Origin of the sequence: Bifidobacterium sp. UTCIF-1 (assembly GCF_006408915.1) — a bacterium.
Taxonomy (GTDB): domain Bacteria; phylum Actinomycetota; class Actinomycetes; order Actinomycetales; family Bifidobacteriaceae; genus Bifidobacterium; species Bifidobacterium reuteri.
This window is the reverse complement of the sequence record NZ_JFAG01000033.1, coordinates 1-13242: the sequence shown is the minus strand read 5'-3', so window position 1 is coordinate 13242 and position 13242 is coordinate 1. Positions and strand designations below refer to the sequence as shown.

9 protein-coding genes and 1 pseudogene are annotated in these 13242 nt (G+C 58.8%); 7 read left to right on the top strand and 3 right to left on the bottom strand.

The window, feature by feature from the left end:
* Positions 1-240 precede the first annotated feature (240 nt).
* Complete coding sequence (locus BW09_RS10980) at positions 241-399, top strand: hypothetical protein (protein ID WP_180948977.1); 159 nt, start codon at positions 241-243, stop codon at positions 397-399.
* A 132-nt stretch (positions 400-531) separates the two neighbouring features.
* On the opposite strand, the gene BW09_RS10445 is transcribed toward BW09_RS10980, so the two are convergent.
* Positions 532-3249, bottom strand: a complete 2718-nt coding sequence (locus BW09_RS10445) for a beta-mannosidase (protein WP_101673509.1) — start codon at positions 3247-3249, stop codon at positions 532-534.
* A gap of 104 nt (positions 3250-3353) precedes the next feature.
* Positions 3354-5024 (bottom strand): ABC transporter substrate-binding protein, encoded by a 1671-nt coding sequence (locus BW09_RS10440; RefSeq protein ID WP_219846530.1) that lies wholly within the window; start codon positions 5022-5024, stop codon positions 3354-3356.
* 286 nt (positions 5025-5310) lie between these two features.
* Here BW09_RS10440 and BW09_RS10435 point away from each other — a divergent pair, with 286 nt between their 5' ends.
* The 3 genes from BW09_RS10435 (at position 5311) to BW09_RS10425 (ending at position 7648) form a co-directional block, all read left to right on the top strand.
* Complete coding sequence (locus BW09_RS10435) at positions 5311-5979, top strand: TetR/AcrR family transcriptional regulator (protein ID WP_140992167.1); 669 nt, start codon at positions 5311-5313, stop codon at positions 5977-5979.
* Positions 5976-6980: a LacI family DNA-binding transcriptional regulator gene (locus tag BW09_RS10430; RefSeq protein WP_181161816.1), complete on the top strand. Its 1005-nt coding sequence runs from the start codon at positions 5976-5978 to the stop codon at positions 6978-6980. Before BW09_RS10435 ends, BW09_RS10430 begins: the two co-directional genes overlap by 4 nt.
* A 161-nt stretch (positions 6981-7141) precedes the next feature.
* Positions 7142-7648, top strand: a complete 507-nt coding sequence (locus BW09_RS10425; RefSeq protein WP_140464923.1) for a hypothetical protein — start codon at positions 7142-7144, stop codon at positions 7646-7648.
* Positions 7649-7684: 36 nt separating this feature from the next.
* Here BW09_RS10425 and BW09_RS10420 read toward each other — a convergent pair whose 3' ends face one another.
* Positions 7685-8812, bottom strand: coding sequence for an ABC transporter ATP-binding protein (locus BW09_RS10420; RefSeq protein WP_044090298.1), 1128 nt, complete (start codon positions 8810-8812; stop codon positions 7685-7687).
* Between the two features lie 329 nt (positions 8813-9141).
* Here BW09_RS10420 and BW09_RS10415 point away from each other — a divergent pair, with 329 nt between their 5' ends.
* From BW09_RS10415 to BW09_RS10405, 3 genes and pseudogenes are all read left to right on the top strand, one after another.
* The gene (locus BW09_RS10415; RefSeq protein ID WP_140463564.1) at positions 9142-10431 is read left to right on the top strand and encodes a glycosyltransferase family 2 protein; all 1290 of its coding nucleotides are present in this window, start codon (positions 9142-9144) and stop codon (positions 10429-10431) included.
* Positions 10432-10834: 403 nt separating this feature from the next.
* Positions 10835-11545, top strand: a pseudogene (locus tag BW09_RS10410) (LytR/AlgR family response regulator transcription factor); the annotation flags it as partial.
* A gap of 147 nt (positions 11546-11692) precedes the next feature.
* Entirely contained in the window at positions 11693-13018 is a 1326-nt protein-coding gene (locus BW09_RS10405) for an ATP-binding protein (RefSeq protein WP_140463568.1), read from the top strand.
* Positions 13019-13242 lie beyond the last annotated feature (224 nt).

Sequence of the window (13242 nt, the reverse complement as noted above, 5' to 3'; positions counted from 1 at the left end):
GGCGTTTTATGGAACCGATGGAATCGGAATGTCTCCATCATCGGCGGCAGTGACTATCACAACCCGTCTCAGCCATGGCTTCCCGGAACACCTACCACATGGGTCGAAGCCAGAAGCAATAGCGTCCGGGACATTATCGAAGCTGTCCGCCTTGGAAGGACCGCAATCAACCGAGGACGCACATGGGACGGAACTCCCAATGGAAGCGGGCCGTTGCTACTGCATTTGGAACAAGGATTGATGGCAATCAACGCCGCCAATCAACTACTGGTCTCACCCTCCGGCATCATGCAATTGATTCGCTCCGACGCGCCGTTCCAAATCGATGACGCCGAACAAGGCGTATGGAGACTCGAAGCCTCCGACGGAGCTCTCTCCGCCATCGCAAAGCTTGGATGACCGCATAATCCCTAACGGGACATGGGCGGCGGAAATGACATAAGGCATCCCCGCCGCCCATGCTCGCATAGCCTCCGTTAGAGACGTTACGACGTAACGTAAATCACGGAGCAACGCGACATGATCGCGTCATCATATGGCGTTGCGGCAGATGTCGTTTGCGCAGCGCAACACGTTGCTATCCGTAAACTGAGACGGGTCTTCCACCTTCCCGCTCCTTATATGGATGGCGACTGTCTCGCCCGGCAACAACGACACCATCCCCTGGTCCGCTTCGGCCGTCTTCTCCACTTTGTCAGCCATGACGAAAACGTCACGCGCATAAGCATCGGCATGCACGGTAAGCGCATACCCCTGCTCGCCATCATCAACGACCGAGGCCTTAAGCGGATGCGCAACCAAATGCTGATCCATCACTTCCGCGGGATTGAAGATGACCCTTGCGAAATCGTGGTCCGTTTCGGCCACCAGAATCTCCTTACTGGGATCATCGAATCCAGCAAGTCCATCGGGAATTGCAAACCTTGCGGTCTGGCCGGCCGCCACGGCGGCATGGATGACATGCTGCGCTGACGTGGTCCCATCCAAACCCATGCGTCGGATGACCCAGGAACCGGACCAATCAACCATGGAATCATTCACCAACACGAGTTCAAGGATGTCCTTGCGCGGCAGCGCACCGGGCCATGTGCTTGCCTGTGCCAGGGGAGACGAACCTGGGGCGATGATAGCCAAACAAGGCGCGAACGCCTGCCGGGCAACGTGCCACAAAGGCTTGCGGTGGCCTTCGAAATCCACGGCGGCCCAGGAAATGACAGGCCAATCATCGTTGAGCTGCCAGATCAAGGCCCCGGCGTTGAGCGGTTCCAACGACCGCATGTGCTCGACTCCGAAACGCACCGCATGAGCCTGCTGGAGTTGCGCCGCCCAATGCCAGTCCTCGATGTCATCCCATTGGTCGGTGGGAATACACCAGTCCACGCTGCCATCGTCACGAAGCGAGTAATCCATGAACGCCCCTGGCGTGAGATGGGATCGCATGCCACGTGTCAGCTTTTCATTGCCCAGCATGGCTTTCTGATGGGCTACCATATCCTTTCCGAACGGGGTCATCGGCCTGTCGTGTACCACTCCTGCCAGAGTGCTGAAGGCAGGCGGCCCTTGATAGCCAAATTCGTCGGCGAACCTAGGACGATAGTCGGCGTATTTGCGATAGTCGGCGCTGTTCCACACATCCCAGATGTGCATCGTGCCGTCGGTGTCCTTGCCTTGGTCCACGTAATCGCCAAAGCTCATAGGGGAGCTAGGCAGATACGGGCGCGTTGGATCGAGCTCGGCGAGCAGGTTAGGGAACAGTGTCGAGTAATAATAGTCGCCCCATCCTCGTTCTCCGTATCCGAAGCGATTTGGTTTGGCGTCGTCATCGCGGATACCTTGCGCGTATCCCTCCCAATTGGCGTAGGCGGTCCAATTTTCGTTGGATCCGTTCCACAATGCCAGACTGGGATGGGAGCTGAGCCGGGCGATTTGTTCGCGCGCCTCGGCCTCTGCCTCTGCTTTCAGATCCGTGTCTTCCGGGTACATGGCACATGCGAAGGTGAAGTCCTGCCAGATGAGTATGCCATGTTCGTCGGCGAGGTCGTACAGGATGTCGGATTCGTAGATGCCACCGCCCCAGACGCGCAGCATGTTGGAGTTGGATTCCAACAGGTCGCGGATGCCCCTTTGGTAATCCTTGGCCGTGACTTGCGATATGAAGGCGTTGTCGGGGATCCAGTTGAATCCACGTGCATGGATGGGACGTCCATTGACGATGAATCGGAACGGGTGCCCGTACTTGTCCGTGGCGGTATCTATGGAGATGGTGCGGAATCCGATGCGGCGATGCCACATGTCCGTGGTGCCGTCATCCTGTCGGTCCTCGTCGTCCGTGTTGGCCCCGGCCGTTGAGACGCGGAGATTGAGATCATATAGTTCGGCGGTACCATAGCCAACGGGCCACCATTGACGGGCCTTAGGCACTTGCAGTTGCAAGTGCCCTTCGTTGTGCCCGGGAGGACAGATGATTTCCCCGTTCAGCGCGGATTCATTATCGTTTCCGGTCAATGCGACAGCGACATGAACCGTTGTCTCTGCGTCATGGGGGGAAGACATGTCGATGACACGACCCTTGTCTTCGCGGACGATGCGAACATACAGATTGAGCTCGCCCATGCCATTCGCTTCGAGCGAGGTCAGAGGACGCACTTGGGCAATCCGCACCCCTGACCATGACTCGATGCCGATGGACTGCCATATACCGGCTCCCGGCACTGCCACGCCCCAATCCCATCCAAAGCTGTAGGGCGTTTTCCTGATTTGGTTGAATGGCCATCTCTCCGCGTGCGGATAGTAGCCGCGCCGGTGTTCCAAGCGGTCGGCTTCGTCGATTGGAGCGGTGAAATCAACCGTAAGGACGTTGTCTCCTTCGTGCAGTATTTCGTTTACGTTCCAGCGGTAGGACCGATAGCAATTACGGGTTCTGTCAACGACGTGCCCATTAAGGCTGACTGTAGCGATGGTATCAAGGCCGAACGCAACGAGCTCATGCATGGTTCGCCCGTCGTCATGCCACTCGAAGTGCCGTTCGAACCGCCAGTCAGTCCGCCCGATCCACAACTGCGTATTTTCGTTGTCTGAGTCAAAGGGGTCGGCGATCAATTCGTTCCGCAACAGGTCCACCGTCGCCTCGCCGGGGACTTTGGCTGGTATGCCTGCCTGAAGACGATGGCGCAGCGATTCAGGTGCGTGCTTGGGATCCGGCGACAGGAGCATCCAGTCGCCGTCGAGCGGAAGATATTCATTGCTCATTACAAATCATCCTTTGAATTGGCGACGGGCCTCGATATGGGTGCGGCTTCCAAGCCATTCGGCTTGGAAGCCGCACCCATATCGTCATGCCGTGACGTTACTTGCTACTTGGCGGCCTTGAGCTGCATCAGCAGATAGGAGGTCGTCGGGAAGGTCGGGTCAGCAGCGGCATAGGGATCGCTGTCATCAGGCCAACCAGTGAACTTCCTGGTGTTGTACTGCACCGTCATCGGACGGTTGCCGACAGCAATTGCCGGGACCTCCTCGACCCACAGGTCTTCAAGGGTCTCCAAAGCCTTCTCGCGCTCGGAGTCATCCGATGTGTTGGCATAAGTGCTCAACGCCTTCGTGGCCTCGTCGTTGTCATAGCGGCCGAAGTTGAACGACGCGGCTTCGCCGATTGGCTTGAGCCAGCGGCCGTCCATGGTGTCGCTGTAGAAGTCATAGGCCGTGGTGCCTGCGTCAACCCAATGCAGCACCGCATCGAAGTCACCGGTGTGGATGTTCTCGGTCCAAGTGTCCGAATCAGGGGTCTTGGTCTTGGCATCCACGCCGATAGCCTTGAGCTCATCGGCAATCAGGGAAATGCCGGTGACGTAATCCGTCCAGCCCTGAGGCACAGACAGGGTCACAGTGACCTGCTTGCCATCCTTCATGAGCTTGTCGCCCTCGTAGGTGTAGCCTGCATCGGTCAGAACCTTCTTGGCGCCGGCCACATCGACCTTGGTCTCCTGGCCCTTGTACTTGTCGACGATGAAATCATCGCCGACAGGCGTGGGCAGACCGGTGACAGAAGTGATGACAGGCACTATGCCTTCGCGGGCGATTTTCGCATGCTTCTCGCGGTCAACGACCATGTTCGCGGCCTTACGGAACGCAACGTCATTGAAAGGAGCCCTGGTCGTGTTCAAGTACAGGATGTCTGCCGCAAACACAGTAGGAGCCCAGTTCTTGTTATGCTCCTTGTCTTTGTTGAGATAGGTGGAGACGTTCGGCGGCTGGCTCATCTGAGCCCAATCCACGTCACCGTTGGCCAGTGCGTTGACCAGCATTGTGTTGTCGTTGTAAGACTGGTAATACAAAGTCTTGACGGCAGGCTTCCCACCCCAATAATCGTCACGGGCCACAAGCACCGTGGACTCGGAACTGAACTGCTTGAGCTTGTACGGGCCGGTGCCTACTGGATTCTCGTTCTTGAAGGTGGTCAAATCGGGCTGCTTCGACCAAATGTGCTTCGGCACAATCAGCTTATGAAGGACACGATCCCGCTTGGTGAACATCGATTCGGAGAAAGTCACGGTTGCGACATTGCCGTCGACGGTCGCCCCCGAAACGCCCAGGGCATTGATATCCAACTCAGGATGGTCGACGAACAACTGGTACGTGTAGGCGATATCCTCGGCCGTGAACTTCTCGCCATCGGACCATTTCACGCCGTCCCTGGCGGTGAGCTTCACGGACTTGTAATCTGTCGCCCATTCGATCTTCGATGCCAGCCAAGGTTTGGTCTCGCGCGAAGGATCGAGGACATCCATGATGCCGACTGGCTCATAGATGGCGGTCGTGTAGCCCAGCTTGGAACCGGACGAATCGCTGATGAACGGATTGTTGTTCTGCGAGCCGACGGTGCCATCGGGTTTGGCAATGGTCAACGACGAATCATTGTCACCGCCGTTTGAATTGTTTGCATTGCCTCCCCCGCAGGCGGCGAGCCCCACGCCCATGGCCAGGGCGAGAGCGGCCGCGGCCAGCTTCCGTAACGTGAAACGTGACATATTCCATTCTCCTTCGATGTTCAGGCACCAGTGCCCGTCCATTTATGGCGTTGACTCTTCAGTGAGCCTCGGAAGCGGAATGACCCGCTTCGTGCGTCCTCGCGGACGTGGTTCACATTCTACTTACTGGTCAGTAACCTGTCAAGCGAATGACACGCGTCATACCGTGTCGGAACACGTTTGCCCGCACGTTGCTTCTAGCCGAGGGAAAAACGAGTATCGTAGAATCAAAGGGTTTCACCAGTAAAGGCAACGATGCCAAGCTTCAACAGAAAGGACTTTGGCCATGAGCAAGGTAAGAAAGGATGACCCCGGGGACGGAACGCCTTCTCAGCGTGATCGAATTCTGCAGGCGGCACTGGAGGTGTTTGCGGAAAAAGGATTCACAAACGGAACCCTCCAAAATATAGGGGATATAGTTGGCATGACCCGCGCAGGGGTGCTTCACTATTTCGGGTCCAAGGATAATCTGCTCATCCAAGTGCTTAAATACCGGGACAGCCAGGAGGTCGAATCCCGTCCCGGGAAAACCATGCCAAAGGGGATGGGATGCCTCCATCAGCTGATGTACACGACGTATCTCAACGCGCATCGTCGCGGACTGGTCCGCGCATTCACGATGTTCTCGTCGGAATCCATTGCCGAGGACAATCCGGGAAACGCCTTTTTCCGGGAACGCTACCACAATCTGCGCATCGAAGTGGCAGATGCGCTCCGGCAGATCGTCGCCGAGCGTCGGCAGATGCAAGGCGAACAGATGACACTTGAGGATGAGCGTCGTGCAAAGTTTGCGGCGGAATCCATGCTCGCGGTCATGGACGGCGTCCAGCTGCAATGGCTGATGGACGAGGAGGACGCCCCGGAACTCGTCGAACCCATAGAATTCGCGCTTACGGCCATGCTTGCCGTCATGCTGAACCCTCCGGGCGACCTCCTGGGGGAGGCTTCGTCATGACGATACGCAAGCAGGCAACGATACGCGACGTAGCGAAGATGGCCGGGGTCGCGGTCTCCACGGCATCCCGTGCCCTGGGCAACGGTCCGGCCTCCAAGGCGACTCGTGAAAAAGTCGAACACGCTGCCAAACAACTGCAGTTCGTGCCTAACCCCACGGCCCGAAGATTATCGGAGGGAACGTCCGATATCGTCGCTCTGGTCGTACAGGAAACCCCCTCCTTCATCTTCGGTGACCCGAACATTGCCGAGATGGTGGGAAGCCTGTCGGTCAATCTGACGAGAGAAGGGCTTATCCCGTTCCTCTCGCTAGCCAATCCCAAGGATGCCGATGGCTTCGGACGGCTGCTGCGGGAGACAGGAGCCGATGCGGCCGTCGCCATCAGCTCGCACATGGGCGACGCATTGCTTCGTGTGGTGGGGGAGTCGGATGTCCCATGGGTATTCATCGGCAAACCTCCCAAGGGTTTGAGATGCCCCTATGTCGACGTGGACCAAAAACGCGCAGGATACGATGTCGGTAGGTTGCTTGTGGAACGTGGACGACGTCATATGGCGGTTATCTCAGGCCCATTCGACATGAGCGCTCCGCAAGGCCGCAACCAGGGATTCGAACAGGCCTTGGCAGAGGACGGGCTTAAGCCCGAGGTGGTCATGGAAGCCGATTTCAGTGTGGAAGGTGGCTTCGGAGGCATGATCCGTGTAATCAGGAATCATCCTGAAGTCGACGCTGTCTTCGCGCATTCAGACCAAATGGCCGCGGGGGCATTGCGGTACTTGCTCCAGGCGGGCAGGAAAGTGCCGCAGGACGTGTCGCTTGTCGGATTCGACGATCTTCGAATCGCCAGGGCATTGTCTCCTTCGCTGACCACATGCGCGCAGCCGATCGAGCAATTGTCCTCCGCTGTGGTCGATTTGCTGAAAAGGAGCCTAGGCTCAGAGAAGAGAGTGCGGGATTCCGCGATCTTCCGCGCCCCCTTGGTGCTGAGAGAATCCGTCTGACGACCGGTGCCCCCGCGAGCCTGTCCTGTACAGCCATGGCTCGCGGAGTTGCTTCCGGGAATACATGATGCTAACATGTACACCTAACTGGAACCGGTTCCAGTTTTCCTTCCGTTTCTCATTGCGGTCGGATAAATCAGCGAAAGCAAGGAGGCTTTCACGTGAAAAAACAATTCGGGACCAAACTGATGGCAGTCGCCGCATCGGTGGCGATCGTGGCGTCCTTGGCGGCCTGTAGCGGACAGAATGGAAACTCCGCCGAGCAGACGCAGAACAAAGACCTGTCGCTGACTATTGGACAGCCGGCCGGCGCCTTGGCAGGAGAAAACCACAACCCCAAAGGAGTGAACTCCACCGCAAGCAAACTTGGGTACACGCCCGCCCTGTACGAGCCTATGGGCATCGTGAACCTTGCCGACCCGACGCAGGACGTCATACCATGGCTAGCCAGCAAAATCGAATGGTCGGACGATTATTCGAAGGTGAACCTCACCGCTCGCGAAGGGGATGCTGCACACAACCATACCCCCTTTCTAGGAAAAAGTTGTAGAAAATGTTCATTTGCGAGGTCAGTTAGCGTACGTTTTCTAGGCAAAAAGAAAAGCCCCGCAGCTATGCAGGGCTTTTCCAACGAGGTCATAAGAGAGGAAGAGAATAACCTCGTTTAATGGTTGACGAAGCGATTAGACCTCGCCAAGTATCTATTAGTTCAGACGCAGCTCGGTCGACGGAGCGAACAGGTGCATCTTGGCCGGATCGATCTTGATCTTGACGGTCGCACCGACCTTCGGCAGCGCACGCGGGTTCACACGAATCGTGGTGAGCTTGTTCTGGTCGGACATGACCTGGGAGGCCTCGGCGGCGGAGCCATCGGTGATGATGTTGCCGTAGATGTAGCCATCGGAGCCCAGATCCTCGACGTTGACGACCTTCAGGGAGAAGGCGTTCGGGTCGTCGGAGGCGGCCAGGCTGGCGTCCTCAGGACGGAAGCCGACCACGATCTGGTTGTTGTCCTCGGCGGTCAGCTTGTTGACGGCCTCGGCCGGCAGATCAACGGTGTCCTCACCGATCTTCGCCTTGCCGTTGACCACCGGGTGGGTGTTCAGGTTCATCGACGGGGAGCCGATGAAGCCGGCGACGAAGACGTTGGCCGGACGATCGTACAGCTCGGTCGGAGCGCCGACCTGCTGCAGGATGCCGAGCTTGATGACGGCGATGCGGTCGCCCATCGTCAGAGCCTCGGTCTGATCGTGGGTCACGTACAGGGTGGTGACGCCCAGCTGACGCTGCAGAGCGGCAATCTGGGTACGGGTCTGGACACGAAGCTTGGCATCGAGGTTGGAGAGCGGCTCATCCATGAGGAAGACCTTCGGCTCACGAACGATTGCACGGCCCATGGCCACACGCTGACGCTGACCACCGGACAGAGCCTTCGGCTTGCGGTCCAGGTACTCGGTCAGGTCGAGGATCTCAGCGGCCTTCTCAACGCGCTTGCGAATCTCTTCCTTCGGAGTGCCGGCGATCTTCAGGGCGAAGCCCATGTTGTCGGCAACGGTCATGTGCGGGTACAGAGCGTAGTTCTGGAACACCATTGCGATGTCGCGGTCCTTCGGCTGCATCGTGGTGACATCCTTGCCACCGATGAGGATGCGGCCCTTGTTGACCTCTTCCAGGCCGGCGAGCATACGAAGGGTCGTAGACTTACCGCAGCCAGAGGGGCCGACGAGGACGAGGAACTCGCCATCCTTGATATCAAGATTCAGATCATCCACAGAGGGCTTGTCGTTGCCCGGGTAGATACGAGTGACGTGGTCGAAAACGACTTCTGCCATAATTGCAATCCTTTCAGAGGCAGGTACGTGCCTCACGATCCGTGGTAAAGGGATTTATTCTTTACTGTGCTTCGACCTGTCGCCACCGACTACAACATTGCTTTCGGAAACTGCAAGCTTCAGCGTTTACTTTTTTCCGGTTCAGTGAAGGTTCTCTTCGTTGAGCCAAGTTTCACTATACACGGCATATGAACAAAAACAAGGCCCGAAATGCGAAAATTTTCGCACTGCGTGTCGCGCACGGCATCCGCTCACCATCGGAATCCATCGGCATCTCACATCGCACCGCACTCCTCCCTTGCGACGGGACCCGGCGTTACCCTTGGAATATGGAACTTGAGCCGTTGGTCAGCATCATCATCCCGGTCTACAAGGTCGAGCAGTTCCTCGACGATTGTATGACGAGCATCACATCCCAGACGTATGCCAATCTGGAAATACTGCTGGTCGACGACGGCTCACCCGACCGCTGCCCCGCCATGTGCGACGCCTGGGCGGCCAAGGATGCGCGCGTGCGCGTCATCCATAAACCGAACGGCGGCCTTTCGGATGCGCGCAACGCCGGCATCGCGCAGGCCACCGGCGACTATATATACTTTGCCGATTCCGACGACACCGTCGCCCCCACGTTGGTCGAGGATTGCCTCGCAGCCATGCGCAAGTACGACGCCGATCTGGTGATGTTCCAGTTCGACACCATCTCAGAGAACGGCAAACCGCTGCTCTCCAACTATCGTCACAACGACTTCACCGAAGTGCAGGTGCTCACACCGGTGGAGGCGCTGAAAAAGCAGGTCAAAGCCGAAATCGATGGCTATTTCTGGGCGTTCCTCGCCCCGGCCTCGACCTATCAGAACAACGATTTCTTGTTCCCGGTCGGCCGTAAAATCGAGGACCTCTCCCGCATCTGCAATGTAATCGGCTCCGCGACGCGAGTGGTGCGGATTCCCAAAGTGCTCTACCACTACCGCATGCGCGAGGGGTCGATCACCGCCAGTTGGGACCCCAAACTCACACGCGATTGGACCCGTGCCGCCGACGATCGCGAAGACTACATTCTTGAGCATTTCCCGGAGCTCAAGGGATTCATGACGCTGCAGCAGCTGAACTTCTTCGCCAACCTCGACTATGAGACGATTCGCCAGTCGATGATCGCCGGCCTCAAGATCGACCCCGAAGACGCGGACGCGATCCGCCGGCGCATCGACCGCCTGACCAAGACCGCCACCGAAAGCGACGAGCCGATCCCGGATACGCTGCGCGAACTGCTGGGCCTGGTGAAGGAGGGCATCACCAAGCTCGCGGACAATGCCGCGGACGCGCTGGGTTCCAGCGCCACGGACGCCTTGGCTGCGAGCTCGGACGATGCGCCCGCGTGGCTTCCTTTGGCGAGGGGCTCGGCAGCCGCCGATACCGGAGCGGGCGCGGAAGCTGCCGGCAAGGCCAAGGCGAACGACGAGCTGACGCTTGCCGAGCGGTTCCGCGACATGCGAGAGGATTGGCGTCAGCTGCGCATCCAGCACATCGAGCAGGCCGAGGAACGCAAGGAGCGCCGCGAAGAGCGCAAGGCCGAGCGCCTCGCCGCCCGCAACGGCGTCACCTTCGAGGAGCGGCAGTAGTACGGACACTAACCTCACCGCTCAGCGGACGGTTGGCGAGATATAGTCGCTGAGATATCGCGCGAGCTGTGCAGAGGGATACGCAATAGGACTTGGGCAATATGGGAGGCCCGAACCAACCCGAAAAGCCGCCGTTCACACGAAATTCCCAGACCATTTACACACAGCATTGAACCGGGTGCGGTTATATGGAGTCAGGCCGCAAAGGCCAAACACATAACTGAATCCCTTCTTCTTCCTTCTCTCCTTCAAAGCCCGGCCCACCCAGCCGGGCTTTTCCTTTTGGTTCCGTTCCCGCGCAGCCTTCCGCGCCGCCCGCCGCCTTCCGCGCCGCCCGCCGCCCACCCAGCCGAGGCCAGCGGCTAGGATGGCGGGGAGAGGAACATGACGGGAGGTCAAGGTCATGCGCGATATCAGGGTTGGGGTGGTCGAAGACGATCCCACCGCCTGCCAGAGGGTGCTGGATTATCTGAACCAATACCATAGCGAAACCGGCACGGAGTTCACGATCTCCGTGTTCGACGACGGCGAACGGATCGTCGAGAAGTACACGCCCACGTACGACATCCTGCTGCTGGACATCGAGATGAAGCATATGGACGGCATGGCGGCCGCCCGGCAGATTCGCGAACGCGACGATTCCGTGGTGATCGTGTTCATCACCGCCGCCCCGCAGTACGCCATCAACGGCTATGAAGTGCAGGCGCTCTCCTATCTGCTCAAACCGGTCCCCTATTTCGCGTTCCGCCAGGAGATCAAGCGTTCGATCGACATGGTCCGTCGTCGTGCGGATGATGCGATGCTGATCGACGCCGGCGGCAGACAGATGCGCGTGGAACTGTCCGACGTGCTGTACATCGAATCGATTCGGCACACGATCATCATCCACACGCTCGGCGGCAAGCTGTCGGTGACCGGCACGTTGAAGGATTTCGAGGAGCGACTGGCCGGGCAGAGTTTCTTCCGCTCGAATTCGTGTTATCTGGTGAATATGCAGCATGTGGTCGGCGTGGATGGTCAGGATTGCGTGATGTCGAACGGGGAGGCGCTGCGCATCAGTCGCCCGCGCAAGAAGGCGTTTCTGGTGGCGCTGGCCAATTATCTGGGATCAGGTGGGGCGACTTCGAATGTGGCCATCGGCGCCGCAGACAACGCAGCCGCCACAGCAACCGGCTCTGCGGCTGTCCCCATGGCAGCTGGATCTGCGGCAGCTCCCACGGCGACCGCCTCCGGCACCACCGCTGCAGTCGGAGTCTGACCGATGAACGGCAGCACCATCACCAACGCCCTGCCGGACATTCCGCGCATCTACACTGCGCTGTGCGAATGGCTGGCCTGCATCGTCTATATTCTGGCCATCTACCGCCGTGTACCGTGGCAACGGACGGCGGTGGTCAGCGCAGCCGGACTGGCCGGCATGATCGTCATCCAGTACTTTGACGGCATCATGCCATTATGGTTCTGGATCATCGGCATGCTGCTGGCGTTCGGCGGCATGTGGACGATTGTGCGGTTCGGCGCAGGCACCGGCAACCGCGAAGGCCTGTACATCACCGCGCGCGCGTTCGTACTGGGTGAGTTGGTGGCGTCGCTGCACTGGCAGTTGGTCATGTTCCTGAATCTGGGGGATACGGCCGCCGCCAAACAGTGGTATTCGCTACTGCTGCTGGCGTTGACGTACTCCCTATGCTTCTTCGCCGCCTGGCTGCTGGAGCGCGGCAACTTCGCCAGCGATCGGCCGACCGACATCTCGGTACCGTTGCTGCTCGGCACTGTGGCCATCACCATCGTGACGTTCGCGATGAGTAACCTGAGCTTCGTCTCCACCAATACGCCGTTCTCCGGAACCGTGGGGCAGGAGGTGTTCTACATCCGCACATTGGTGGATTTCTGCGGTTGCGCGATCCTCTACGCGCAGCAGGAGCAGGCGCGGCGCATGGCAGCAAACGCCGAGCTCGCCTCCATCAACGCACAACTGGCCAGCCAGCATCAGGAATATCTGGCGTCCAAGGAGAACATCGAGTCGATCGGACGGCTCGCGCACGATCTCAAGCATCAGATCGCGGCGCTGCGGGCGGAAGTCGACCCCGAGCATGCGGCGGCCGGCTTCGAACAGCTGGAGGCTTCGGTGGCGGCGGCGAGCGCCCAGCAGCACTCCGGGAACCCGGTGCTGGACGTGATCCTGACCACCAAGATGCGCACGTGCGCCGATCGTGGCATTACGCTGACGGCGGTGGCTGATGGCAAACTGCTCGCCGGCATGTCCTCGATGGACATCGCCTCGCTGTTCGGCAATGCGCTGGACAACGCCATCGAGGCGACCAGCAAACTGCCCGACCGGCAGCAGCGTCTGATTCGACTGGCTTTGTATGGGCAGGGTCGGTTCATGGTGATTCGCGTGGAGAATTATTACGATTCGACGCTCAAGAAGGACTCGACCGGCGCGCTGCGCACGACCAAGCGGGACGCATCACGGCATGGATTCGGCGTGAAGTCGATTCGTCACATCGTCGCGCAGTACGGCGGTGAGGTGACGATCCGGACCGAGGACCACTGGTTCGTGCTGACAGCGTTGATACCGAGGTAAGGCCGCGGCGAGGCCACGTTGATACCGCGCGTTGCCGCCGGTGATACCCCGGCAGCCGCGGATACCCCGGTAATCCCGCGGTGATACTGCGTTGTAGCCGGTGATACCGCGTTAAGTTCGCGTCTCAACGAGGCCGCCGCGAACATACAGCCCCTTACGGCCTTCCGACAGGCTGTATGTTCGCGAGTTCATCATCTCAACGCGAACATACGGTCGATAATAGG